Here is a 23,910-nt window from a genome sequence, read left to right as displayed (position 1 = left end):
ATCGTAGCCACGCCACCTTCAGCCACCGTGTAATTTGGTTGGGCGAACTGGAAGATACTTGGAGTTGTCGCCGTCGGCGTCGGCGTCGGAGTTGGCGTCGGCGTTGGCGTTGGCGTCGGCGTTGGCGTCACATCAAGGCCTTGATATTGAATACTCCGCACTAGGTAGTCGGAACTATCGCTTTTGGGGGAGGTGCTAGTGGCGTAGGCAGCGGTGGGGCTATCGTAGGCTTTGGCGGAGAACCGTAATTCGTCAAAAGCAACGCTAGTGGAATTTGCTTGTATCTGGAATGTGAAATTGCCATCGGGACTATCGCCAATGAAAGTCAGTCCATCTGAAGACACACCGATCGGTTTTTGACCGCTCGTCGGAGGGTTGACGCGAATGATCGTAAAATTGCTGGCCGATACCTCCGCCCCATTATTAAAGAGTTTCAGCAAACCAACTTCATTGCCTTGATCGTTTACTGCAGAACTTGATTTGGGAAGTAATGCACTGAGGCCGATCGTGGCGCTAGTGATGTCTTTGTTATCTGCCCATTTCACCTTCAGCGCCTGAGATAGATTGGTGTTGGGGTCATAGTTGATTTCCGCCCGACTTTTAGTGGGGTCGGTAAACCAACCACTATAAGAGCCGTAGACACCAATACCAGGGACAGCGCCGTAGCTCAACCCGCTTTTAGGGTTTTCGTTCGTTGCTAACGTGAGGTTGCTGATGGGAATAGGGTTAGTGTAGTTCGTTTCAAAGCCATCAAAAGCTATCCCAGACAGTTGGATGCCTTGATCCTGGGCGGCAGTAGGCCATTGTGTAATTAGGTCACTGATGCTGCTGTAATTAGTGTCTTGACCCAAAGAACCAGTAATTGAAGTAGCCATAGCTTATGTGTTAATGATGAGTAATTAAGGATTAGAAGTGGCTGAAAACAAGAGGTTGGGCTTTCTTGTAGCGATCGGTCACTGCAAGAAAAATTTCCTCATACCTGCAGGTAAATCAAGTAAAAAGGCTTGCCCAATCAGTATCTGAAGGTATTATTGCCCCTGACAAAATTTGGAGTGTAAATAATTACACCTACTTAGACCTATTTACGTAGGGATGTTTAACTTTCATCGTCAATGAGTTTTATCCGGAAAAATTGCGATCTTTTTTTCAGCCCTATAACAAGCGGGTTTTCCACCTCTGTAGAGGAGAGCTTAAATCCCAGATTTCGCCCCCCAAGAGGCAGCGTTCACTGCTTCTGCGGGCAAAAGTGAATCAGGAAAGACAATTATGAGTAAAAATACTCAGGATTTTATATGTTTAAGCATAACCCTGTTGGGAATTTCTGAAAATTGAGGTTCGGGCGTAAGTTACAGCGTATTCGTTTATGAAATACACCCCAGAAACCGGGTTTCTTTACAGTTCCCGCATCATTACTGATTCTGTTGCTCGAAACCCGGTTTTTCGCAATCTACATCTACATGGAATATGCTGTAAATCTGCTTCCCTTAAAAATGCGATAGTAAAAAACCAACTTTATTGGTGAGCCGTAATGTGATTGACGATAACTAAAATTTCTCAAATGGGTTCTATATGAGGAGTGAGTTGATTCATCCAAAAACCCCCTCATGTTATATTTATTTGTACTTACTTACTTACTTAACGAGCGATGAACTTGTCAAAGCGTAGGTTATGGTTGTTGGGAGCGATCGCCATTACTGTAATAATTATCATTACCCTGCTATTTGCTCCTGCTAACAACAAAGTCAACAGCGGTTCTACTTATAATAGAGCGCCGGACGGCTACGGAGCATGGTATGCTTTTATGTCAAAACGGGGAACCGAGGTTCAGCGCTGGCAAAAACCTTTTGAAGACTTTGCTAAAAACCAAGATACAAAACCGCCCAGTACACTTTTACGTATCTATAGTAAATTGATACCAGAAGGTGTTTCTGAGACAGATAAAAAGTGGGTGGAACAGGGCAATACTTTGGTAAATTTGGGAGTTCGCGCCCCGGTGACATCAGCACCTTTTAGTAGCTTGCACCCAGCTTCAGCCGGGGAAATCAAGATTGACACCGGGCGGAGATACCCCAGCGACAAAAAACAAGTTTTAGACGATCAATTTGGGGCAATTGTTTGGAAAAAACCAGTGGGAAAGGGTACAGTTTATTTTGCCAGTACCTCCCATTTAGCTGCTAATGCTTATCAGGATTTTCCAGGTAATTATGAATTTTTAGCAGGGCTGGTTACTCAATTAGAAGGTGGAGAACAAGAAATAGAAGGGACCCAGCAGGCTCTAGCAGTGAAATTAATCCAAAATTCAATCGACCCGCAAAGCCAGGGAACAAGTAAAATCCTCAATAAAGTCTGGGTAGACGAATACATTCACGGCTACAAAGATCCAGAAGTTCTTGAAAGCGAATACGAGGGAAATTTATTCACTTATTTAGCCAAAACTCCTCTATTTCCCGTTTTGATACAGGGTACAATTATTTTACTCGTTGCTATTTTTGCCGGGTGGAACAGGTTTGGACAGCCTGTAACTATATCAGCGCCACAGGTTGACAACAGCGAAGCTTACATTCAAGCATTAGCGGGTGTTTTGCAAAAAGCAAACTGCACTGATTTTGCGGTAGAAATTATCGGAAAAGAAGAACAGTTACAACTGCAAAAAGCATTATTATTGGGACAGGGATCGCTGGAAAGTGAAACTCTAACAAATGCTTGGGTTGAGCAAACAGGGGGAAAAGCGGCAGAATTGTCAGAACTTCTGCCCTCGCCATCTCATAAACGCCGAATCAGCGATTCAGATTTGCTAACCTGGTTGGGTAAATGGCAGCAGATCCGTCAACATCTCCCCTCTGACAGGAAAAATCTAAAATGAGCGAAACAAACTCGATTTTTAAACGCCTCAGCCAAGCCCTAGACAAAATAGTTGTGGGTCAATCTTCCACAGTACAGCACTTGCTAGTGGCACTTTTGAGCGGCGGCCACGTGATTATTGAGGGAGTCCCTGGAACCGGGAAAACTCTACTTGTAAAAGCGATCGCCCAATTGATTCAAGCAGATTTTCGTCGCATTCAACTAACGCCGGATATTTTGCCGTCGGATATCTTGGGAACGAACATTTTTGATTTTGAAAGCCACAGTTTTACCCTGAAAAAAGGGCCAGTGTTTACTGAAGTTTTGCTGGCGGATGAAATTAATCGCACGCCTCCGAAAACCCAGTCAGCATTGCTAGAAGCAATGGAAGAACAGCAGGTAACGTTAGACGGTGAGACTTTAGCTCTGCCAGAATTATTTTGGACGATCGCCACTCAAAATTCCTTAGAATTTGAAGGCACTTATCCGCTACCAGAAGCTCAGTTAGACCGATTTTTATTTAAACTGGTGGTTGACTATCCCGATGCAGCCGCCGAAAAGCAAATGTTGCTGAATGCAGAGGCAGGATTTCGCGCTAAACGCCTCGATTTAGCTAGGATAAAATCTTTAGCAACGGTACAGCAAATAATTAGCGCCCGTCAAGCAGTACAAACAGTCAAAGTAGAAGAGAAAGTGCTCGATTACGTGCTAGCTTTGGTACACAATACGCGAAAACATCCGGATTTGGCATTGGGTGCTTCTCCGCGATCGGCAGTAGCTTGGTTGCAAAGTAGTAAAGCTCACGCTTGGCTGGCCGGCAGGGATTATACTACTCCTGATGATGTCAAGGCGATCGCACTGCCGCTTTTGCGTCACCGTCTGATTCTCAAACCAGAATCGCTGCTAGATGGCTTGCAAATTGATTCGGTAATTGCTTCGGTATTAAAACAAGTCGCTGTACCGAGGTAAACTGAAATATAACTATGACAATCGCAATCAAAATTCTGGATCAGAATGATGTAAATATTCTCAAGAATGTCGATCCAGATGTCTTTGACAACTCGATCGATATCCCACGTACTGAAGAATTTTTGACAGACTCGCGGCACCATCTGGCTGTTGCAATCGATGACGATAAAGTTGTCGGCTTTGTCTCAGCAGTTCATTATGTTCATCCCGACAAGGCACGTCCCGAACTGTGGATTAACGAGGTGAGTGTAGCAGAAACTTATCGTCGCCAAGGTTTGGGGAAGCGTTTGATGAATGCAGTATTTGAGGTCGCTCGTGAGTTGGGTTGTACAGAAGCTTGGGTGCTTACAGATCGCGAAAATACAGCAGCAATGAATCTGTATTCGGCTGTTGGTAATCCAGAAACACCAAGTGATCATGTTATGTTTACGTTTCGTTTGGAGGAATCGAATTCCTGACAAAAAATCTTTATTACGCAAGTATTGTAGGAATTGAGATAAAAAATACCACACCAGAAGTATGAAGAAGTCTCTAAACGAAGTGAAGAAGCTTGAAGACCTTCCAAACATTGGGAAATCAATTAGTGCGGATTTGCGAAGCATTGGTATTGAGCAACCAGATCAACTTAAAACGCGATCGCCATTAGAAGTCTTTCACGAACTTGCTAATGTCATGGGACATCGCCACGATCCATGTGTACTTGACGCTCTCATTTCTGTCAAAAGATTCCTCAATGGCGAACCAGCTAAGCCTTGGTGGAGTTATACTGATGAACGACGTAACCTACTTGCAAATCATGTAAAGGCAGAAAGCAAATGAAATTCAAATATACAATTATTTACGTTGCTGACGTACTAAGTTGATTGACTTTTTTTGAAATGGCTTTTGGGTTAAAAAAGAAGTTCATTGATGAATCAGGAGATTATGGTAAGCTTGACACTGGGGAAACAACTTTATCTTTTGCTACACATTCTCTAGGCGCGTCAAATTTCCCAAATGGTTATATTTCGGCTGATTCATCGGATAAACCTTTAGGTGTTGAAATAGCACTTACCACTGATTCAGTAGAAATGGCACATCAACAAGCGATCGCAGCATGTCCATTAGAGTTAAAAGCACCTCTCAAAAAACCTTGGGGTCAGATTGTTTCCTATGTTAGATGTCCAGACGGAACTCTCGTTGAATGGTGTACACCAGTATCTTAATCAGAAATTTTAATGATTCCTGCTATTCGCCTTTATTTCCTGTTAGCGATCGCAATTCCGATCGCCCTTTTGCTCGCTATGCTGGTAAATCAGCAGACAAGTATTATCGGCACTTTGCTATTTGACTGTTTAATTGTAGGTCTAGCCATTACCGACGCACTGCGCGTAAAATCTCATCGGGTGCAAGTGACACGCCATCCGTTGCACAGACTTTCGATTGGGCGAGACAATCCGGTTTTACTGTCAGTGCGATCCTCTCCGAGGGCTGGGCTAACGGCAAATCAAACTGCTAAAATTCGCCTGCGCGACGCCTATCCGCTAGAGTTTGATGTCTCTCAACCGATGCTGGAAGCAGACCTCAACCCTAACAGCGATCTGGAATTAACTTATACAATCCGCCCGTCAAATCGCGGAGAATATAAGTGGGGAGATATTCAGGTGCGGCAGTTGGGAAATTGGGGTTTAGCATGGCACGACTGGAAAATACCTGCTAGTGAAAAAGTGGCAGTTTATCCCGATTTAGTGATGTTGAAAGAACTCTCTATTCGGCTAACATTGGAAAATAGCGGCACAATGCGTGGGTTACGAAAACTCGGCATGGGAACTGAATTTGCCGAACTGCGGGAATATGGTATTGGTGACGATCCTCGCTTGATTGATTGGAAAGCTACTGCGAGGCGATCGCGCCCTTTAGTCAGAGTTTTAGAACCCGAAAAAGAGCAAACTTTGATTATTTTACTCGACAGGGGACGGCTGATGACGGCGCGAGTGCAGGGTTTGAAGCGTTTTGACTGGGGAGTGAATGCAGCGCTGTCTTTAGCCTTGGCTGGACTAAATCGGGGCGATCGCGTGGGAGTCGGTGTGTTCGATCGGGAAATCACGACTTGGATACCCCCGGAACGCGGTCAACATCAACACTCTAAATTAATTGAACGCCTGGCGCCAATTCAGCCAGTTTTGTTAGAACCCGACTATGTTGGTGCTGTAACTAAATTAGTAAGTCAACAAACTCGCCGTGCATTAGTAGTGCTAATTACTGATTTAGTAGATGTCACAGCTTCTACAGAAATGCTTTCCGCCTTAGCGCGTTTAACACCTCGTTATTTGCCTTTTTGCGTAACTTTGCGCGACCCTCAAGTTGACAAAATCGCTCACACTTCCACCGTGGAAATTACACCTGCTTATAATCGTGCTGTCGCTTTAGATTTACTAGCACAGCGTCAGGTAGCTTTTGCACAGTTGAAACAAAAAGGAGTTTTGGTTTTGGATGCACCAGCAAATCAAATTAGCGAGCAATTAGTTAACAGATATCTGCAACTTAAGTCTCGGAATCAGCTTTAATCTTCTCAGCTTCTGCAGCATTAGCAAAGTAAGGTAAAGGCCCTTTGAGAACAGACCAGTTTTTGTAGATAAAACCGATTACCCAAGGGGCTGACAAAGCAAAAAACAAGACACCTAAGTGTATTTGCGATCGAAATACATCGAGAATGTTTGCTGTTTGATTGTCAAAAAATGTTGTATACGACAAATTCCAAATTTTAAAAATAATATTTTCCAAGGCACTAAAAACTATTAGTATAACTAAGCTGCGGGTTTTTAAATACAAAATTAAGTACATTAATATCCCAATAAGTACAGATATAAAATATTTATAACCAAAAATTATAAAGAATAGACAATGAGCTAAGATGGCTGGAATATTACCCCATTTTGCAGCCCATCTGTGTAGCATAATAGCTGTGAAAATAAAGGGATTAAATATGGGAGATATTACACAACTATTAATCGCACTAATTAAATAGTAAAGTGCCGGATTAAATGTTTTTGAAGCTGTCATTAAAATACTAAAATTTCTACGTTCTGTCAGAATTTTTTCGACAAAAGAAGGTACGAAAAAAGACAATGGATAATAAAATACTCGGAAGACACTTATTGAAAAAAACACGCTAGCGATCGCCAGACCTACTAATGGCAACCATTGGTAGCGATCGGGAACTTTACCAACCAAATATTTAATTTCAATTCCCGCTAGCTTGCATTGTCGCCACACCAAAGCCAGTAAAAGAATCGATAAATAAATTCCAAATATTTCTTCAACGAATGGATCTAATGTTAGTTTACTATCAAATTTTATCCCTCGTGTATAGCCAATCATTACTATTTGAAAATAAATACCCATAGCCAATAAAAACCACCCTCCAAATATCTGCCGAAGCTTGATTCGATGAAAAGGGTTGTCTTCGGGAGAGGTGATCTTAGTAATAGTCATGATTTTAATTAATTACTGGACTCGATATGGCTAGGTAAAATGCGTCTTATTCCGCTAGGAGTGGACTTCGTTTGTGTAACGATTTCAAGCTCAGAATTATCTAGGAACTTCAGCCGATCGCCTTTTACTGCAATACATCACCAACAGCGCAAACAACCCGATCCCAGCCAAATACTTCAACGGATCGGGAATTGCCGGATTTGGCGAGAAAAAACCCTCGATGGTACCAGCAATTACCAGCATCGGCACAATTCCAAATACCAATTGTGCAGCTTGAGTACCGTAAAACTTCATGGCATCAGCACGACGATATTTGCCAGGAAAAAAAATAGCGCGGGCGATGATTAAACCAGCACCGCCAGCTAAAAAAATCGCCGGCAATTCCAGGGAACCGTGAGGAAATACAAACGCCCAAAAAGGGTAAGCTAAATTGTGCTGAGCTACTAAACTGGCGATCGCGCCGATGCTCACTCCATTAAATGCCATAATATAAACAGTGTAAAGACCGAAAACAATCCCTCCCCCAACAGCCGCAAAACATACGGATAGATTGTTAGTCATAATACCGCTAGAAGCTAAAGGTTCGATTCCCACAATTGAACCCATCCACAATTTCCCGTCATCGCGTACCGTTTTAATCAAATGTCCAGGAACTACTAGGGACAAAAACGCCGGATCTTGCCAAGCAAACCACCAAGCAATCAACGCCATTACTAAAAAAATACCCGTCGCAGTCGCCGTATAACCAAACGTCTCCTGTACCGTAGCCGGAAAACCCCAGCGGCAAAACTCCACTATAGCTTCCCAATCTTGGCGGCGCGAACCTTGGTAAATTTGGGTGTAGCCGCGAGAAGTTAACCTTTGTAAATCTTGTAACAAAATATTACCGACTTCATTGGTCTTCGCCCTAGCCAAATCCGCCGAAACAGAACGGTACAAACTCGCTAATTCCCTGATTTCAGACGCAGGTAGGGACTTTAGCCCCTTTTTTTCTACTTGGTGTAAAAGAGTGTCCAACCGTTTCCAGTTGGGTTCTCGCCGCGCGATCCAACGTTTAATATTCATAAAGTTTTCACTAAGTTCTATTAGATATAGCTTAAGATAGTTGTAAATTTTCCGCCTCACACAACTACACCCATCCAGTCATGCATAAAAAAAATCTTAGTTCTTCTGGACCAACAGGCCCCTTGAGCGTCGGTAATGTTGTTAGTGCTAGTTTGCGTATTTACCGCGACCATTTTAAGTCATATTTTAGTTTGGCATTGGTAGCTTATCTGTGGTTGTTAGTTCCGATTTACGGTTGGGCTAAATATTCTGCGATCGCAGGGCTCATTTCTCGTCTGGCTTTCGGTGAAGTTAGGGAAAAGCCAGAGACTGTCAGTGATGCTCGCCGTGAGGTGAATCCTCGGATGTGGAGTTTTTTATGGGCGGGTATATTGACATTTCTGATTTTCCTTGGGGTATCCTTGGTAGGCGGGATCGCGATGTTCTTTGTGGGAATGGGTGCTGGTGCGCTCTTTGGGCAAAATTTCACACTTGTTGCAGCTTTCCTGCTAGTTGCAGTTATTGCTTTCTTAATTATATATATCCGACTTTTCTCTCGCTTGCTGATTATTGAAGTGCCGCTAGCGATCGAAAATAATATAGGTGCTAGTTCAGCAATCGGTCGCAGTTGGAAATTAACTAAGGGGTCGGTGGGACGCATTCAGTGGATAGTTTTTGTGGGCATTTTGGTCTCACTCCCGATCACGATTGTTGTGCAGATACTTACTGTGATCGTTCAAGTTGTTTTAAGTAAAGTATTGGGCGCAGAGTCGGGTCTATTTTACTTAGTTTATTATATTATGATTGTGGGAGTGAGCATTGGCAGCGGTGCGCTTGTGACTCCTTTTTGGCAGGCTATGAAAGCCATTATCTACTACGACGTCCGCAGCCGCAAAGAAGGTTTGGGTTTGCAAATGCGCGATCGCTAATTCAGCCTCAGTCAAAACATAAAATTTGCTCAAATTTATGCGACTTTTTAATCGCTTCACTCTCCACACTCCCGAAAGCGTTGAACTCGAATTTACCTTAGCCGGAATTGGCAACCGAGCATACGCATTGCTGATAGACTATATCATTTTGGGTTTAATCATAGTAGTGTTTCTATTAGGTGCACTGATATTTAATTCAGTGTTGCTTGAGACGATCGCAAAGTTGCTAGGAAGTACCAATCGCTTAGAACTCTGGTTGATAGCACTTCAGGCATTAATTGGTTTTTTCATTTATGTAGGTTACTTTGTATTTTATGAAACCGTGTGGTCGGGTCAAACACCAGGCAAGCGTTATGTCAAAATCCGAGTAATTCGGGATGATGGTCGTCCCGTCAGGCTTCCGCAATCAACACTACGGGCTTTGCTGCGACCTTTTGACGACTTATTTTTTATAGGTGTATTTTTCATAGTTTTAAACCAGCGGGAAAAACGTTTAGGAGATTTGGTAGGAGGCACCATGGTAATTCAAGAAGAAAAACCTCTGACAACTACTGCATTGAAAGTATCAACATCGGCTCAATCCCTAGCAAATAAACTGCTGATAGAAGCCGATATTTCCAGCTTGCTGCCAGAAGATTTTGCTGTAATTCGAGAGTATTTGCACCGGCGCGAAGCTATGATACCAAATGCCCGAAATGAAGTGAGCAAACAACTGGCTAGTCAGGTGAAACAAATCATTGCTTTGGACAAACTGCCGATGAAAGTTGATGCTAATGTTTTTTTAGAGGCTGTATACCAGGCTTATCAGCAGCAAGCTGACAATTAATATCAAGTCCGGTTAATTACTTATAAATCCACGGGCATAGGGAATTGTTCATTAATCTGACTAAAGCAGAAATTATGCACTTACCCTCCTCTGATTTGTTAAGGGCAACTCTACAATAAACTCACTTCCTTCGCCAACCTGACTGACGCAACTCAGCTTGCCGCCGTGAGCTTGAACAATTACCTGATAGCACACTGAAAGTCCTAAACCCGTACCTTTACCCACAGGTTTAGTAGTAAAAAATGGGTCAAAAATCTTGTCTTGAATTTCAGCAGGAATGCCAGTTCCCGTGTCGCGCACAGAGATTGTTACCCAGTCCGGCTCGCTTTGCCAACTACGAATGGTTAATTCCCCCGGTTTGCTCGTTGACTGGAGCGCATCTAAAGCATTGTCAATCAAATTATAAAATACTTGGTTAATTTGACTGGCATGACATTGGACGGGCGGCAAACTGCCGTATTGCTTGTCTATTTTGATATGGGTTTTTAGCTTATTTTGCAGCATCAAGAAACTGCTTTCTAAACCTTCATTCAAATCTACTGGTTTTAATTCAGCGTGGTCTAAACGAGAAAAATTTCGCAGTGTCATCACGATCGAGCGAATCCTCCCGCTGCCTTCCCGCATTGAATTGATCAGTTTACCAAAGTCTTCTCGAATGTAATCGAGTTCTAGTTCTTCATTGATTCTGACAATTGCTTCCGCTGCTTCCGGGCAGGCATTTCCGGCCTGTTCTAGAGCTTCGTTCAAGGCTTTAAAATATTCTTTAGCGTGAAACAAGTTAGCGTGGATGAAATTGTTGGCGTTGTTAATTTCATGAGCAATTCCCGCTACCATTTGCCCCAAACCTGACATTTTTTCGCTTTGAATCAATTGCTGCTGTGCCGATCGCAATTCTTCTAACGCAGCCTGCAATTGCTGGGTTTGAGCTTGAGATTTTACCGCAGCATCTTGGACTTGGCTATAAAGTTCTGCTTGCTGAATGGCGATCGCCATTTGGTTGGCTATCTGGGATAGCAACTCCATTTCTTGCCGCTGCCAATTGCGGGTATCCCGGCACTCATGAGCAATCAGCAAACCCCACAGCCTACCGGGAAATTTAGGATTATAGCTTGCCGCTGTTTCGGGGGAACTTTCTTCAGTTCTCGATGTAACAATCGGCACGATCAGATTAGCTTTAACCTGCAAACGGTCTAAGAAATCAACGTGACAAGGCTCTAAACCAGCATTAAAAATATCATTAATGGCTTTGACTCGCCCTTGCTGGTAAAGCTCCGCGTAATCTCCCCGGAAACACTTATCCGCCCCCATATCTCCTAAAATTGAAGGCCAAGGGATCACCATATCTTCAACAACAACTTTTCCTTGCCAGTTGTCTTGAAACTGATAGATAATTACTCGATCGCACTGCAACATTTGGCGGACTTCCCTCACCGCTGTTTGTAGAATAGTTTCCAGATCGAGGGTACTGCGAATTTGGTTGCCGATCAGCCGCAGCAGCGATTCTCGTTCGGCTTGCCGCCTGGTTTTGCTATAGAGTTTGGCTTGATTGATCGCGATCGCCAATTGCGATCCTACCCCTTCTAAAAGCTGCCTTTCCCAATCAGTCCATTCCCGTTCGCGATCGCACTGATGCAAGCCAATTATGCCATTAACTTGACCTTGATAGCGAGTAGCTACTGCCAGCATTGACTTAATCTCCAAAGCTTCGGCAATTTTTCGGGTTTGTGGATTCAATCCCGGAAAATCGAGAAACTTCGTCACTGCTAGCGACTCTTGCTGAGACACGACGGCAGCCAAATGCGGGTTGTCAGTCATCGGTACTTTCATACCAAGTTGAATCGGATAGTCCCCCGCGTTGTACTCTCCGCGCGTGACTAAAGTTGTTTCTGTATTTGATTCTTTGACTAAAATGCTCACGCGACTGCACTCTAACGCTTGCCCCAGCAATCGGCAGGCCGATGTCAAAATTTCTTCTATGTCAAGCGTACTGCGAATTTCGTTATTAATTTGGTTGAGCAAGTTTGATAACTGAACTTGCTGCTGCATCTGCACGATTAGGGCTTTTTGTTGGTCTACTTCCGGCAGCGAAAGAGTTTCTTCCTGCCTCCAGTTTTCAGATTCAGACAACCGCGAAGTTACTCTCTGCCAGGGGTTTTCGTGTTCTTGTATTTTTAAAGACATATTTACTCAGGAGTTGTACAGTATTTTGATTGAGTCGGTTTTTTAAACCTATGCTTACCCCGCCAACAGCCCCATCGCAGCTACCAGGACTTCTGGAATATCTTAAGACATTATAAAGGATGCAGCCCGAGCAAAGCAATTATTTGCTTTACAAATATTTATACTTAGCAAGTATGCGCTTTGAGGCCCACAATACTAACTGGCGCACGCCATTGAACTTGGTCAGATGTCAAAGAGAGTTAGCTGCCCGCTTAACCGAAGGAAGTTAATATAAAATCTATCTTTAGTTTAATGTTTGCGCGCGCTAGATCAACATGGAAAACTCAATTCCCGACAATTTTCGTTCGCCACCAAGAACCGACAACCTTATATCTGGATTAACTGGATTAATAGGTAAAGACCAGATTAAAATAGCTTTGGCGATCGGCAATTCCCGGCTGCACTGGGGATTATTTGTGGGCAAAACCCTGGAGAAAACATGGGATACAGAGCATCTCAATGCTGATGCTGTTTCCCCGCTCTCCGAGGAGGAAAAGGCAGAATATTTGGTGCAAATAGTAATGAGGTCGATCGAGGAAATATCTTCTCAAAATCTCCTTTGTCTTCCTGCTACTACCGCTTTTTCTAATCCTCACACACTTTCTTTAGTGCCGCTGCCTCTAATATTGGCTTCAGTAGTTACCCAGCAAACAGCAATTTGGCAGAGTTATCCTGATGTCCGAATTATTACTTTAGACCAGTTGCCGATCGGGGGACTCTATCCTACCCTGGGAATTGACAGAGGTTTGGCTGTACTGGGCGCTGGCAACCAATTGGGTTGGCCAGTTTTACTTATAGATGCTGGTACAGCTTTAACATTTACTGGGGCTGATGTCAATAGGTATTTAGTTGGGGGCGCAATCTTACCAGGTTTGGGTTTGCAGTTATCGTCGCTAGGTAAAAAAACTGCTGCATTACCTTTAATCAGTTTACCACAAAATCTGCCGCACCGCTGGGCGAAAGACACTGCTGGGGCCATTCAAAGCGGAGTTGTGTATGCGACGGTGGCAGGAGTTAGGGATTTTATTGAAGATTGGCGGTGTTTGTTTCCTGATAGCAAAATAGCGGTCACGGGGGGCGATCGCACTATGCTTTTAAAATACCTTACCGCAGCCTTCCCCAATACAGCTTCCGCAGTAATTGACGCACCCGAAGCCATTTTTTGGGGAATTAGGCTGTTGAATGTTGACTGTTGACTTTTACCAATTACCAATTACCAATTCACTTAGCAAATTCCCGAATATACTTAGCAACAACATCCGGGACTTCCTGCGGCAAATTGCTTTCCCCCGGACTGACCAATTGCAGTTCGGCATTAGGAGCCAGAGCAGCATAGGATTGACACAAAGACGAAGCTGCGGGAGTATCTTCAGAACCGTGTAACAGCAAAACAGGCGCTTTCAGCAAAGGCAAATTCTCATCAACTAATTCCGCTGTAATTTCAGCCCGCCGCCGCTGAAACAGCAACTCCACGGCAACAGGGGACTGCATCAACTGCTGTCTGAACTTTAGCAGTCCGTCAATCTTTTTTTTGCTACCCAGCAACTTAGCAATTAGATAGATCGATCGCAGCAACCAAAAACCGAGGGGTGGTTGACCGATCAGCCAGCTAGCCGTCTGCCACCGCCCCCGCCGGTTGGCAACCTTGAGGCCTTCTGGGGCCAACAAAACCAAACCCTGAACTCGATCGGGATATTTGATAGCGTAGCTGGTGGCCACCCAACCACCCAGAGAGTGAGCGATTAAATAAACCTCTCGCAGCTTCAAAGTATCGAGGTATTGAGCCAGACATTCTACTTCCAGGTCGATCGAATAATGAAGATTCGGGCGTTCCGAGTCGCCAAACCCCAGCAAATCCGGTGCGAAGCAGTGGTAGTAGGGGCTCAAATGTTCGATCGTCCTCAGCCACTGACTGCTGTCGTGCCAAGAACCGTGCAAAAATACTAAATTAGGGCCTTGACCGACTTCGTGCCAAAAGATTTGCCCTACAGAGAGTCTGACCCGAGAATTGCGTCGCAGTGAGTACATCCGGTTAAATATTTAGTAATAAAAAGATGATTAATTTAATGTTCAGAGATTGTGAATAAAAGTAGGAAAACATTAAAAATTAATTCCACAGTCATCACAGACAATTTTTGACGGCGAGGTAATTTCCGACTTTTCTCAAATTTGGATGCTCCGCCGATTTACGCCAAAGTTGTCAGGCCTTGAAAATAGTCCTGTAAGTGTTGGTCGTTATCGTGGCTGAGCGCGCCCTCCGGCAGCGATGCGGGCAAAAAAGCCTCAACCTCGCTAACTTCAAGCGTATCCTGAACTTGCATATTGCCCTGCACCTCTGCTGCCACCACGATACAAATCGAGTGCAGGCGAGGGTCTCGATCGGCAGCCGAATAAACACCCACCAAGCGGCGGATTTTGACTAAATCGAGTCCTGTTTCCTCTGCTAATTCCCGCCGCACAGTTGTCGGAATATCCTCTCCCCAATCCACCATACCTCCCGGCAGTGCCCAGCGACCGTTGTCGCGGCGGCGAATTAACACAATTCGCCCGTCAGGCAATACGGGAATCACCGCAGTACCAGTGACGGGATGTCGAAAAATCAGCCCCAGTACAGTTTGTAAAATTTGCCACAATCGACGCATAAACTCAAAAGCTTGTTTAGGAGATAGTAATTTCAGGCCTCCTAGCTTGCAGCTCCGGAGTCTTAATTTTTAATTTTTCATTCACGCCAGAGCTCTGGCAAGTCTGCTAGGATCTCCGCCGCGTGAGTTTCTGGTTTGATTTTCCGATAAACCTTTTCAATCCTACCATCTGGGTCGATCGCGAAAGTCGATCGAGTAATTCCCATAAATTCTTTTCCCATAAATTTTTTGAGTCCGTAACAGCCGTAGGCGGTAGCAACTTCGGCGTTTGAGTCGCACAGCAAGGGAAAAGGCAATTGATATTTAGCTGCAAACTTGGCGTGGGCCCCGGCCCCGTCTGTACTGACGCCGAGCACTGAAATATTGCGCGACTGGTAGTCTAAGTAAATGTCGCGAAAGCCGCAAGCTTCTTTGGTACAGCCAGGGGTATTGTCCCGAGGGTAAAAGTAAAGTACAACTCGCCGCCCTCGAAAATCTGCAAGGCTGACGACATTGCCTTGCGCGTCGGGCAGGCTGAAGACAGGAGCTACGTCACCGGGATTGATAGTCATTTGTCGTATTTTTGTCAGTAGTTTATAGAAATATTCGGCAAGAGCGAAAACCTTGCCTCCCATCGGGCCCGCATTCCCAGCGACTTGAATCCCGGTGTTCTTTTTTCTGGGTCTTGTACCGTGTGTGCTATGATCGTCATCGGTCTAAAATTGAGTATAACTAGCCAACGTAAAAACTTAACTGGATTAGTTGAGTGCGTAGTCACACCTAACGGTGTTGCGGTTTAGGAAAGCTAAATTTGAAGAAAACCTAACTACATAAAGAGAACTGATCGAGTACGGTAGGGCATACCGGAATTTACGCTTGGGGAGAAGACACCTATATTTTGGCGGGAGCAATCCTGTCGCCAGTAAGTGACTTCGCTGAACCAAGAATCTCAGTCACCAAGAGTGCACGGAGTGTCAACCTTAAGAATCCCCGGGCGTGAAAGCCCGGGGACTGTCAATGTTTATTAGTGAGGTCAGAATGGCTAAGCGCCGCAATCTCAAGAAAGAGAAGGCACAACGAAATCAAGCATACGCTCGCAAGTTTCGCAAGCGGAGAAATCAAGATATGTTCTCCAACAAGAGAAGACGATTTGACGGCGGCAACGGCGGTGGCATGGGCGCCATGAGCGGCGGCAGAGACAAAGATATGGCTGCTGCTGAAGATTAATTTCTGAGGCTATCTGCCGAACTTAGAACCAGAGTGGAAAACACGATCGTTCTTTCGTAGAGATAGCCAGCCGGAATTTGTCCAATAATTCAACGATGTTTAGGCGAGTCGATCGCGCGCAGCGATAAGTGATTTTCTCACTTGTTCAAACCCGGTACCCCCGTAACTATTGCGAGCCGCCACCACTTGCTGAGGTGCGATCGCGCTGTAAATGTCTGTCTCAAAGGCTGGGTGCAAGTCTTTCCACTCCTCAAGTGTCAAATCTTTGAGGAGTTTGCCCCCCGAAAGGCAAGTTTTGACGACTTTGCCGACAAGGTTGTAAGCTTCCCGGAAGGGAACGCCTTTGGCGGCCAAGTAGTCGGCTACGTCTGTAGCGTTAGAAAAGTCTTCCGTAACAGCAGCAGCAAGGCGATCGCCGTTAAACGCGATTCCTTCCCGCAGCAAAATGGTCATTGCTTCCAAGCAACCCTGTACCGTTCTTACGGTATCAAACAAAGCCTCTTTATCTTCTTGTAAATCTTTGTTGTAGGCCAAAGGAAGTCCCTTCACTACTACCAACAAGGCTTGCAAGTTACCGAACACCCGCCCCGCTTTGCCCCGCACCAACTCCGGCACGTCGGGATTTTTTTTCTGGGGCATGATGCTAGAACCAGTAGCGCAGCTATCTTTGAGCGTAATAAATCCAAATTCGTGAGAAGACCACAAAATCATTTCTTCTGACAAGCGGCTCAGGTGTACCATAATCAAGCTGGCTGCGGCGAGAAATTCGATCGCAAAATCTCGATCGCTCACTCCATCTAAGCTATTAGCATAAACCTTGTCAAACTGCAATAGTTCTGCCGTATAATGTCGGTCGATCGGGAAAGTCGTCCCCGCCAGCGCGCCGCAACCCAAAGGCGAAACATTCACCCGCTTGCAGATATCGCCGAGACGTTCCCAATCGCGATCGGTCATTTCAAAATAAGCTAACAGATAATGAGCCAAACTGATCGGCTGAGCGCGCTGCAAATGAGTGTAACCGGGAATTAAAGTTTCCACGTTACGATCGGCAAGATCGAGCAAAACCCCTTGAAATTCCCGCAATTGCTCGCGAATTTCTGCGATGCGATCGCGCAAATACAAGCGAGTATCAGTGCCGGCTTGATCGTTGCGCGATCGGGCCGTGTGCAACTTTTTCCCCGCCTCCCCCACGATCTCCGTCAGCCGCTTCTCTACTGCGAAGTGAACGTCTTCTGCATCAACTCCCGGAACAAAAAGTCCTTGGCGGTATTCGCGGCGGATCTGTTCCAAACCATTGACTAACTGTTCGCCTTCTGCTGCGGAAATAATCCCGGTTTTGGCCAGCATTTTAGCGTGAGCGACAGAACCAGTCAAGTCATACTCAATCAATTCAATATCGAAGCCAATACTAGCATTGAATCGGGCGATCGCCGGGTGGAGCGCCGATTCAAATCTTTGACTCCAAGTTTTTTGTTGTGTTGTCATTGCTCAAGCTAAAACTAGATTGTATCTCTCTTGCAGAAGTCTATAAAAACCGGTTTTTAGCAAAGACTTTAGTCTTTCCTCCGGTTTTTAGTCAGCACTTTAGTCCTTTCTTTCCAATTCGGCAAGAAAAAACTCCAGTCATGACTACAAACTTTTTATACATCTTTTGAACCGAAAAAACTGAATTCTGGACTACAAAATAGGGAAACTTTTGCTCCATCAGAATGAAGTGAAGCTTGGGCTAACAACTTTTTAAATCTTACATCCCTTCCCGATAGTTTCTTCGACAATAACTCTAACGAAAAATCCCTTTAAAGAACCAGCCCACAAAAATACCTATAAAAAAAGCTCCTATTTGACCAGTCGAAACAAAATTGTTCCAAGCTTTCTGGAAATTTGTAAAAATTTCGTAACTTTGAGCCAAAACCACCGTCGAACTCAAATGAGATTTCAAAACTAACACGTGAGCGACATCGTTCCAATTAATCGAACTGGTTAATCCAGCAGTAATTTCCGGCATTAAATTAACTATCATGGTGATTTTCTCCTGCTAAAGGTGTGACCCTCAGTACAACCAGTGTCATGTCATCTTCGTTACGATTGCCGATGCCGATAAACTGGTGTACGCGATCGAACAAATAATCCAGAATCTCTTCAGACTGCTGGTAATTTTGACAGGCCCACTGAAAAGCCGAGGTCAAGTTATCCTCATCAAACCGATCGCCCCTTTGATTAGCAGCATCGGTAAATCCGTCTGTGTAATAAATAATAGTATCTCCTGGCTGCAATTGCACTTGGGCTTCTTGGTAATGCGAATCAGCATCCAGGCCAATTAACATTCCCTCCAAAGTATCGAGCTGAAGAATCGTATTAGTTGCAGCTTGCCACAGCAAAGGCGGGTGGTGAGCAGCATTGCTGTAAGACAAAACGCGAGTTTTCGGGTCGTACTCCGAATAAAACAGAGTCACAAAACGGTGGGAATTTTCCAAATCCGCGTGCATAACCCGGTTTAAATGTTGCAAAATTCTCGACGGCGAGTGGCGGTTCAAAACCTCCGCCCGCAGCATACCCCGTGTCATAGTCATCAACAGGCCAGCAGGTACTCCTTTGCCCATCACGTCGCCGATCACAATGCTCCAGCGGCCTTTGTCGATTTTGGACTTGAGATTTTTAATTAGGGATGGGGGGTTTTCCCCCTCATTCTCCTTGCCGATCGGGTCATAGTCAGCGGGAATAAAATCATAATAATCTCCGCCGACTCTGCTAGCAGTTTGGCAGCGGGCAGCCACGTCAACACCGGGAATTTTCGGGCAACTGCGGGGCTGCAGCCGCAATTGAATTTCCGCCCCGATTTCTAACTCTCTGTCTAATCGGTCTTTTTCCGCCAACTTAACAGTAAGTTCGTCTTTGCAAATAGCCACGGCGGTTTGATCCGCCACCAACCGAACTAATTTCTGTCTGCTGGGAGTCCAGAGATATTGCGGATCGCTGCTAAAAACATAAAGCCGCCCGCGTTCCAAATTATTAACTAAAATTGGCGCCCCAAACAAATGAACATCTGGGCCCAAATAACGACCGACTTGCAGGTCTAGACTAGAAGTTTGCCCAGAGGTTTCCGAAAACGATCCAGCAGTAGCGCCCGCACCTGCTGTAGCTTGCCTGGTGGCTATTTCCAGCGCTTTTCGCATATCTTGGCACTGCCGTCCTTCCTGACAGTGCAACTGCTGGAACCTGACTTGACCGTTGGGTTTGAACAACACTAAAGCTCCCCCGTCGGCGTCCGTAACGCGAGTCGCCACCAAAGGCACCAACTCCAAAAATTGGTTGAGATTGTTAAAACTTCGCAGGGCAAATCCCAGCGAACCCAACATATCTTGAACGTTGTGCTGATATCGGTGCAAGCGCGCCACCAGTTCTTTGAGGGCAAATACTGGCGTCGCGTCGGTGGAATTGCGACCCGAAGGGCGGTCCGCAGGTTGAGGTGAGGGGCGAGGCAAAGGCACAGCAGTCATTTTAAATTTGTGATTTTCGATCTTAGACGCAGGAGGAATGATTGAGGACTTACGGGCCACTTGAACAGAAACCCGTTTTTTTTTCGAGCAAGTAGTTTGGTTTGAGCGAGTAAGTTGTGCAGTAGGACATTGGTATCAACTTAAGTCTAAAATTCTTAAGAAATTGCGTTTATAGCTGAGTCTAGATACCCCATAAATCCACCCTGCTTGCTCGACTTAGGGGGCCCAAGACCGCAGCGGCTCCCCTTAAGAAGAAGGGGGACTTTGACCATTTCCTGTCCCACCAGACTATCAGGGGGGCGCCAGGGGATAGGGAAGAATGTGCAATCAGACAGCCGACTGATACTACATTTGAGCTTAATTTGACACGCTTGCTTTGGCTCGCGGTTTGAGCCCAACCAAGTAATAACAGAACGAAGGTATTGTTTCTAGATATTTATTTTTCACTCGATCGCTCGTGGCGATCGGCGCAAGTCCTGCGATGCTAGTTTGAGGTTAATAATTTGAGATTTTGAAGATCTGTGTCCGCCTCCCAAAGATGGGGGCGGCTGGCAAATGCCTCATCAATCTAAAATCTAAAATCTAAAATCGAGTAGGGCTTCGACAAATTCGTAACTAGAAAACGGACGCAAGTCTTCGATGCTTTCCCCGACTCCAATAAAGCGGATTGGCAGACCAAGCTGCTGCACTACAGCTAGGGCAACACCACCTTTAGCAGAACCGTCGAGTTTTGTCAATACTACTCCGCTTAATTTGGCCGATTCTGCGAACACTTCTGCCTGTCGCAAACCATTTTGACCCAGTGTGGCATCCAAGACCAGTAGAGATTCTACGGTAGCGCCTGGGGCTTTCTTATCTACAATGCGACGGATTTTACTTAATTCGTCCATCAGATTTTTTTTGTTTTGCAGGCGGCCTGCGGTGTCTACGATCAGCAGTTCTGTGCCTCGGGCGCTGGCGGCGGCGATCGCATCAAACACGACAGCAGCCGGATCGGTATTTTTCCCTGGGTTGGCAATAATTTCAACGCCGCTGCGGGAACCCCAAACTTTCACCTGTTCGACGGCGGCGGCGCGGAAAGTGTCGGCGGCAGCAATCAGGGTTTTGTAGCCGGATTTTTGGGCAATATGGGCAAGTTTGCCGATCGTCGTAGTTTTGCCGGCACCGTTGACTCCTACGATTAACCAGATGTTGAATGTGTCTTTTTCCGGGGCAAATGTCAGGCTGTAGGCGGGATTACCGGCGGCGGTTTCGGCACAGGGAGCGTCCAGAATGTCGCGCAGAATCGTTTTCAGGTAGGCTAGAGCCTGTTCTGGCGGCAGCACTTCTTGTGTGAGTCTTTCTTGGAGGCGACTGATAATGATGTCGGTGGCTGCGACTCCGACATCAGCTTGCAGCAGCAAAGTCTCAATTTCGGCTACTGCGTCTTGATTGAGTGGGCCTTGACCGACGATCGCCTTTAGTCGATTAATTAAGCTGCGGCGCGTTCTTTCTAAGCCTTTCCGCAGTTTTTGCAGCCAAGTGATTTCTTCGACGGATACTTGGTCTGGTCGGCGGCCTTGACTTGCTAAGATTTCTGAAGACCACAGGAAGCCTTCGTCAAAGGCGAAACCGGGAATTTCTTCGATAATTGCCGCTCTCTCGGCGGCGGCTGCAATTACTTCTGGTTCTTCCAGGGCTGTTTCTTTGAGGCGTTCGATGCGCTCCATGCGATCGGCCTGAGCTCTGGCCCAAAACGGCAGGGCTTCGGCTGCTTCCCCGTCGGATGCGAGTGATGCGGTTTCTACAACCTCTGTTGCAGGTTCGGCAATTTCTATATTTTCTCCTGTAACTTCTAATTGTTGAGCAATAGGTGCAATGTCGATCGCCCCGGCTGTGGGTTGCAGAGTTTCTGCAATTTCTGCTGGCTTGGCTGCATCGAGTTCCGAAACCTCGATTGCTTCAACTGTTGCTGGTGCTGCAACTTCTGGAACTTCTGCAACAGTTGGTGCTGTGGGTGCTGGTTCAAGTTCGATCGGCTCGGTTGCTTCAATAGTCGCAGGTTCTGCAACTGCTGCGCTTTCTGCTTCGGCTGCTGGAACATCGGGCGCTGCTGTCTCAGAAACTTCTGTTTCAGGTTTTTGCTGTTTTTGAATATTTTTGTAAGCAGCTTTTGCCCAATTGAGATAATCTTCGGCGACAGCAGGAGAGCCTTGCTCTGTTGCATCTGTTTGAGGCTCAACCTGTGCGGATTTTGCCGACTCATCTTGTGGCTGTTCGGGGGTTGCCTCTGTTTCAGAAGATTTGCTTTCGCTGTACTGGCGACGAAACCAATTAAATACCATAGGAAATTGGGAATATAGTTATTAGTCCTTAGTTTAGAGCGGATTGCGAATTGCGGATTGTGGATTGCTAATGACTCTGGGTAAGGTTCGCGCCCCGGCGTGCACCCTCCGGGTAAGGTACTCACCAAGCACCCGGAGGACTGAGGACTAAGGACTAGGGACTAACAACTTCTGCATTGATTTTATCGACTACTCGGCGGAGGACTCCGTTGATGAAGCGATGTCCTTCGTCGCCGCTGTAGCGTTTTGCGAGTTGGACGGCTTCGTTGACGCTGACTTGTTCGGGTAAGCCGAGATATAGCATTTCGGCGATCGCGATTCTCATAATATCTCGATCGATCCGGGCCAACCGTTCTATTTGCCAGTCTACAAGGGCTTCCGAGAGCAATTCGTCAATTTGAACACGGTTGGCGCTGACTTTGGTCAGGATTTGCAAAGCATAGGTGCGGACATCTTGCTGGTTGGCTAGCTGGATCAGTTCTGGAAACTCCATTGCTGAACCGAGACGGTTGATTGCGGTTTGGGTGAGTTCGACTGCTTCCCGCACCATTGCTCTAGCACTTTGTATATCGGCGGCGCGGATTTCGCTGGCAAGCAGTTTGTCGCTACTCCGCTGCACTTCGGATGCTGCTGCTTCTAAGGATTCTTGAACTTCTGTTGTCAGGGTACGGATGGCGGCGAGGAGAACATCTTGCAGTTTCTTGGCTTCTAAGAGTTCTGGATTCGCCGGCAGTTGGCTGATGCCGAGGAGTGCGAGTTCGCGTGCTGTTTCGCGGGCTTTTTTCATAGTTTTTAGATAGGAATTGAGAATTTAGGAAGTTTTTCGATCGCGCGCGGACTTGAACTTTAGCAGAAAACTCGACTAAAAGCGGTACAAGACCAGCCGTCTGACTCCCCAGCGGCGGGTAGTTTACAGATACTTCACTGTCAAACCTAAGATTTATGCTCGAAACCGGGTTTCGGAGTATAGGCTTTCTCGGTTTGGGCTGGTTTTGTCGAAATATTATCTGCGATGGGGAAAGTTTACACTGTCTTACGGGCCACTAAAGATGTCTTGGTTCACTCTTCTTCGACTGGGACAGCCTGGTATCTTGATTCGGATACCAAGGGTTCGAGTGTTTTGCCCTTGATTTTTTCGGGGCTTACTGGAACTGAGTTGCTGGGGTTGACGATGCCGCCAGAGATGATCACTTTAAAGGCATCTTCGATCGACATTGACAAATTGACTAAATCTGCTTCGGGGACGATAGCGTACCATCCGGTAGTGGGGTTCGGAGTGGTGGGGATGAAAATGCCGATCGGGGTTTCACCGGAAAGGTGAGGTGGGATGTCGTTACTCTCGATCGTACCGGTCACAAATGCTAAAGTCCAGATTCCCCGCCGGGGATATTCCACTAACACCACGCGGCGAAATTTGTCGTTTGAGTTGAGGAGGGTTCCCAGCAGTTGTTTGAGGGTTTTGTAAACCGAACCCGCTAGGGGAATTGCCTGCAACACCCGTTCGCCAAAGTCTAGCAGCCACTTGCCGAAAATGTTGCGGGCCATTAAACCGATGACTAAGATGCTCAGCAGGGGTACAGCCAGCCCTACTAAAAAATTTAGCAGATTCACCAAAATCGGGTGGAGCCCGTCAAAAGGGTTGATCTGCTTGGGAATTTTGGTGAGAAAATTGATCACCCAACTGGCGACGGTAATTGTCAGCCAGATGGTGGTAGCTAAGGGGATCACTACCAATAGTCCTGCGATCAGGTCGTTTTTTAAGTCTTGTTTGATGCGTTGGAGCACGGCGGGTCAAATCTCCTCGTAACTGGTTGCCAATAACCTGAATAAAGCTGAGACTAAAGCAACTGCACGGGCTTTACTGGAAGTCACCATAGACGATGGTTTTCAATTCTGCTAAACCCTACCCTTTCTGAGGGGGAAGAGTTAGGGATCGCC

At 45.9% G+C, this 23,910-nt stretch carries 23 protein-coding genes; 10 read left to right on the top strand and 13 right to left on the bottom strand.

Annotated features, from left to right (window positions below; genetic code table 11):
* On the bottom strand, nucleotides 1-875 hold an 875-nt coding region (locus QUB25_RS07095), incomplete at its 3' end, for a hypothetical protein (RefSeq protein ID WP_333182523.1).
* A 770-nt stretch (nucleotides 876-1,645) separates the two neighbouring features.
* On the opposite strand from QUB25_RS07095, the gene QUB25_RS07090 reads away from it, so the two are divergent.
* From QUB25_RS07090 to QUB25_RS07065, 6 genes are all read left to right on the top strand, one after another.
* Nucleotides 1,646-2,863, top strand: coding sequence for a DUF4350 domain-containing protein (locus tag QUB25_RS07090; RefSeq protein ID WP_333182522.1), 1,218 nt, complete (start codon nucleotides 1,646-1,648; stop codon nucleotides 2,861-2,863).
* Nucleotides 2,860-3,810 carry a MoxR family ATPase gene (locus QUB25_RS07085; protein WP_333182521.1) on the top strand — a complete coding sequence of 317 codons (951 nt, stop codon included), beginning with the start codon at nucleotides 2,860-2,862 and terminating at the stop codon, nucleotides 3,808-3,810. Before QUB25_RS07090 ends, QUB25_RS07085 begins: the two co-directional genes overlap by 4 nt.
* Nucleotides 3,811-3,824: 14 nt before the next feature.
* Nucleotides 3,825-4,268, top strand: a complete 444-nt coding sequence (locus tag QUB25_RS07080; RefSeq protein ID WP_333182520.1) for a GNAT family N-acetyltransferase — start codon at nucleotides 3,825-3,827, stop codon at nucleotides 4,266-4,268.
* 61 nt (nucleotides 4,269-4,329) lie between these two features.
* Complete coding sequence (locus tag QUB25_RS07075) at nucleotides 4,330-4,629, top strand: helix-hairpin-helix domain-containing protein (protein ID WP_333182519.1); 300 nt, start codon at nucleotides 4,330-4,332, stop codon at nucleotides 4,627-4,629.
* Between the two features lie 44 nt (nucleotides 4,630-4,673).
* Nucleotides 4,674-5,015: a hypothetical protein gene (locus QUB25_RS07070; RefSeq protein ID WP_333182518.1), complete on the top strand. Its 342-nt coding sequence runs from the start codon at nucleotides 4,674-4,676 to the stop codon at nucleotides 5,013-5,015.
* 12 nt (nucleotides 5,016-5,027) lie between these two features.
* A complete protein-coding gene (locus QUB25_RS07065; RefSeq protein WP_333182517.1) occupies nucleotides 5,028-6,356 on the top strand; it encodes a DUF58 domain-containing protein in 1,329 nt (442 codons plus the stop codon).
* On the opposite strand, the gene QUB25_RS07060 is transcribed toward QUB25_RS07065, so the two are convergent.
* Nucleotides 6,334-7,284: a hypothetical protein gene (locus QUB25_RS07060; RefSeq protein ID WP_333182516.1), complete on the bottom strand. Its 951-nt coding sequence runs from the start codon at nucleotides 7,282-7,284 to the stop codon at nucleotides 6,334-6,336. The genes QUB25_RS07065 and QUB25_RS07060 overlap by 23 nt on opposite strands.
* A gap of 96 nt (nucleotides 7,285-7,380) precedes the next feature.
* Nucleotides 7,381-8,349 (bottom strand): stage II sporulation protein M, encoded by a 969-nt coding sequence (locus QUB25_RS07055; RefSeq protein ID WP_333182515.1) that lies wholly within the window; start codon nucleotides 8,347-8,349, stop codon nucleotides 7,381-7,383.
* A 122-nt stretch (nucleotides 8,350-8,471) separates the two neighbouring features.
* Here QUB25_RS07055 and QUB25_RS07050 point away from each other — a divergent pair, with 122 nt between their 5' ends.
* Both QUB25_RS07050 and QUB25_RS07045 read left to right on the top strand, forming a co-directional pair.
* The gene (locus QUB25_RS07050; protein ID WP_333182514.1) at nucleotides 8,472-9,257 is read left to right on the top strand and encodes a DUF975 domain-containing protein; all 786 of its coding nucleotides are present in this window, start codon (nucleotides 8,472-8,474) and stop codon (nucleotides 9,255-9,257) included.
* A gap of 37 nt (nucleotides 9,258-9,294) precedes the next feature.
* A complete protein-coding gene (locus QUB25_RS07045) occupies nucleotides 9,295-10,083 on the top strand; it encodes an RDD family protein (RefSeq protein ID WP_333037257.1) in 789 nt (262 codons plus the stop codon).
* Nucleotides 10,084-10,155: 72 nt separating this feature from the next.
* Here the strand turns inward: QUB25_RS07045 and QUB25_RS07040 are convergent, their stop codons facing one another.
* A complete protein-coding gene (locus QUB25_RS07040) occupies nucleotides 10,156-12,264 on the bottom strand; it encodes a GAF domain-containing protein (RefSeq protein WP_333182513.1) in 2,109 nt (702 codons plus the stop codon).
* Nucleotides 12,265-12,578: 314 nt separating this feature from the next.
* Here QUB25_RS07040 and QUB25_RS07035 point away from each other — a divergent pair, with 314 nt between their 5' ends.
* On the top strand, nucleotides 12,579-13,499 hold the full coding sequence (locus QUB25_RS07035) for a pantothenate kinase (protein WP_333182512.1): 921 nt from the start codon (nucleotides 12,579-12,581) through the stop codon (nucleotides 13,497-13,499).
* 25 nt (nucleotides 13,500-13,524) lie between these two features.
* Here the strand turns inward: QUB25_RS07035 and QUB25_RS07030 are convergent, their stop codons facing one another.
* The 3 genes from QUB25_RS07030 to bcp all read right to left on the bottom strand — a co-directional run bounded on the left by QUB25_RS07030 (nucleotide 13,525) and on the right by bcp (nucleotide 15,496).
* Nucleotides 13,525-14,331 carry an alpha/beta hydrolase gene (locus QUB25_RS07030; RefSeq protein WP_333182511.1) on the bottom strand — a complete coding sequence of 269 codons (807 nt, stop codon included), beginning with the start codon at nucleotides 14,329-14,331 and terminating at the stop codon, nucleotides 13,525-13,527.
* A gap of 158 nt (nucleotides 14,332-14,489) precedes the next feature.
* Nucleotides 14,490-14,945 carry an NUDIX hydrolase gene (locus QUB25_RS07025; protein ID WP_333058885.1) on the bottom strand — a complete coding sequence of 152 codons (456 nt, stop codon included), beginning with the start codon at nucleotides 14,943-14,945 and terminating at the stop codon, nucleotides 14,490-14,492.
* Between the two features lie 77 nt (nucleotides 14,946-15,022).
* Nucleotides 15,023-15,496, bottom strand: coding sequence for a thioredoxin-dependent thiol peroxidase (gene bcp / locus QUB25_RS07020; RefSeq protein WP_333182510.1), 474 nt, complete (start codon nucleotides 15,494-15,496; stop codon nucleotides 15,023-15,025).
* Nucleotides 15,497-15,962: 466 nt separating this feature from the next.
* Here bcp and QUB25_RS07015 point away from each other — a divergent pair, with 466 nt between their 5' ends.
* Nucleotides 15,963-16,151 (top strand): hypothetical protein, encoded by a 189-nt coding sequence (locus tag QUB25_RS07015; protein ID WP_006632360.1) that lies wholly within the window; start codon nucleotides 15,963-15,965, stop codon nucleotides 16,149-16,151.
* A 99-nt stretch (nucleotides 16,152-16,250) separates the two neighbouring features.
* Here the strand turns inward: QUB25_RS07015 and argH are convergent, their stop codons facing one another.
* The 6 genes from argH to QUB25_RS06985 all read right to left on the bottom strand — a co-directional run bounded on the left by argH (nucleotide 16,251) and on the right by QUB25_RS06985 (nucleotide 23,757).
* Nucleotides 16,251-17,636, bottom strand: a complete 1,386-nt coding sequence (gene argH, locus QUB25_RS07010) for an argininosuccinate lyase (protein ID WP_333182509.1) — start codon at nucleotides 17,634-17,636, stop codon at nucleotides 16,251-16,253.
* Between the two features lie 295 nt (nucleotides 17,637-17,931).
* Nucleotides 17,932-18,171: a hypothetical protein gene (locus QUB25_RS07005; RefSeq protein ID WP_333037249.1), complete on the bottom strand. Its 240-nt coding sequence runs from the start codon at nucleotides 18,169-18,171 to the stop codon at nucleotides 17,932-17,934.
* Entirely contained in the window at nucleotides 18,161-19,648 is a 1,488-nt protein-coding gene (locus QUB25_RS07000; protein ID WP_333182508.1) for a PP2C family protein-serine/threonine phosphatase, read from the bottom strand. The genes QUB25_RS07005 and QUB25_RS07000 overlap by 11 nt, the downstream gene beginning before the upstream one ends.
* 575 nt (nucleotides 19,649-20,223) lie before the next feature.
* Complete coding sequence (gene ftsY / locus QUB25_RS06995) at nucleotides 20,224-21,972, bottom strand: signal recognition particle-docking protein FtsY (RefSeq protein ID WP_333182507.1); 1,749 nt, start codon at nucleotides 21,970-21,972, stop codon at nucleotides 20,224-20,226.
* Between the two features lie 154 nt (nucleotides 21,973-22,126).
* Nucleotides 22,127-22,759: a transcription antitermination factor NusB gene (gene nusB, locus QUB25_RS06990; RefSeq protein WP_333058881.1), complete on the bottom strand. Its 633-nt coding sequence runs from the start codon at nucleotides 22,757-22,759 to the stop codon at nucleotides 22,127-22,129.
* 272 nt (nucleotides 22,760-23,031) lie between these two features.
* Nucleotides 23,032-23,757: a DUF502 domain-containing protein gene (locus QUB25_RS06985; protein ID WP_333037245.1), complete on the bottom strand. Its 726-nt coding sequence runs from the start codon at nucleotides 23,755-23,757 to the stop codon at nucleotides 23,032-23,034.
* Nucleotides 23,758-23,910 lie beyond the last annotated feature (153 nt).

It is taken from the genome of Microcoleus sp. B3-D7, assembly GCF_036705305.1.
Taxonomy (GTDB): Bacteria; Cyanobacteriota; Cyanobacteriia; order Cyanobacteriales; family Microcoleaceae; genus Microcoleus.
Note: the sequence above shows the minus strand (reverse complement) of the source record. Positions and strands in the feature narration are given on the sequence as shown.